This is a genomic window from Paenibacillus sp. OT2-17, assembly GCF_009827695.1.
Taxonomy (GTDB): Bacteria; Bacillota; Bacilli; order Paenibacillales; family Paenibacillaceae; genus Paenibacillus; species Paenibacillus polymyxa_B.
In genome coordinates, this window is record NZ_WUDQ01000744.1 from 1 (window position 1) to 1462 (window position 1462).

At 47.7% G+C, this 1462-nt stretch carries 2 protein-coding genes and 1 pseudogene; 2 read left to right on the top strand and 1 reads right to left on the bottom strand.

The genetic code is table 11. The features are described from left to right. On the top strand, nucleotides 1-191 hold a 191-nt coding region (locus tag GRP75_RS26700; protein WP_202404335.1), incomplete at its 5' end, for a cation:proton antiporter regulatory subunit. Between the two features lie 5 nt (nucleotides 192-196). Here the strand turns inward: GRP75_RS26700 and GRP75_RS26705 are convergent. Next, complete coding sequence (locus tag GRP75_RS26705; protein ID WP_076159680.1) at nucleotides 197-1102, bottom strand: LysR family transcriptional regulator; 906 nt, start codon at nucleotides 1100-1102, stop codon at nucleotides 197-199. Between the two features lie 226 nt (nucleotides 1103-1328). On the opposite strand from GRP75_RS26705, the pseudogene GRP75_RS26710 reads away from it, so the two are divergent. Further along, nucleotides 1329-1462 (top strand): annotated as a pseudogene (locus GRP75_RS26710) (succinate dehydrogenase); the annotation flags it as partial.

The following is a 1462-nucleotide window of genomic DNA, read 5'->3' on the forward strand; positions in this document are numbered from 1 at the left end:
CGCTAGCAGAGCTAAATGCCCGTACTCGCTTTGGTTGTAGTGTCGTGGCGCTTCATATGGCGAACGGTATCCTGATCGCACCGACGGCTATGGATCGGCTAAAAGCAGACGATATTATGGTCATCATCGGCTCGAATGACAATATCGGTCGCTTTGAGGATGAGGTTGTTAATGTCAATGAAGAGGGCTAAACCCTCTACACCATACGGTAGCCTGCAAACGACGCACGTGTCTCGCTAATCCAGCGTCGTGCTGTCGGACCGAGATCGGTCGTCTCCGAGTAAATGAGGGAGGTCGTTCGGCGTGTCTCCTTCAAATCGGGCAAGTATAATGCAGTGAGTCCATTATCCCGTAATAGTTCGCTGCGCAAATAGGATTTGGGTAGCAAGGCGGAAGCCTTACAGGTTGGAAGCAGGCGTACAATTGCCTCGAAGGAGTCGATTTCCATGCGGATATCCGGCATGATGCCGCTGCGCTGGAATAAGTCATCCGTCAGACTGCGATACCAGGTTCCTTTGGAGAAAATAATCATCGGCAATCCTTGTAGATCTTTCATCGAGGCCGTTCCTGTCTTGACGGTTAATTCATGTCCAATGGGAACAACAAGCTCCAAATGATCATCAAATAGCGGAATGCAACGCAGTCCGGCTTCATGAATGGCAGACCCGACAATACCGGCGTCTGCTTTTTTATCACGTACAAAGGCGACGATTTCATGGGTTTTACCGGTGAGCAGCTTCAGCTCGGTTTGAGGATGCTTGCTCATGAAAGCTTCGACGAGGGTAGGCAGCGTCGTTTGGAGTGTGGTGAGGCTTGCGCCGAGTGTAAGCATACTCTGGGCTTCATTTTTGTGCTGGGACAGCTTTTGTAAAAAGCGAAGCTGTCGTTGCCGTTGCTCTAGTGCGAATGTATAAACAAATCGGCCAGTGGACGTAATTTCGAGCCGTTTGCCCCGACGATCAAAGAGATTCACACCCAGCTGTTCCTCCAGCTTGGCAATTTTGCGAGACAGGGCAGGTTGGGACAGATTCAGCAGTTTGGAGGCTTTATTCAGGCTGGACTGCTCGACAATGACGGCAAAAGCGTTCAAATCCTCAAACAAATCATCCACTTCCTCTCTATATGCAAAAAAGACATAATAATTAATACGTATATTGCAATTCCATTATAAGCCGAAAAGGAGTAACATGAAAGCGACACAAGATGTTCACACTTTTGTTTTTCCTTATAAGGGACACCTTGTTGGACATTTCCTGTCGGGAACTGTCATTTTATATGTTATATTACTATTGAAAACGCTATTATTGAGAGAAGGGAGCATGACCTAGATGAGAGGATTTTATTCCAGAAAGCTGCATTCGCTTCTTGGCGTCATTCCGTTGGCTCTATTTTTTGTTGAGCATTTGGTGACGAACTTCACAGCGGTGGAGGGCGGCAAGGAAGGATTTAATCGCAGCGTGGC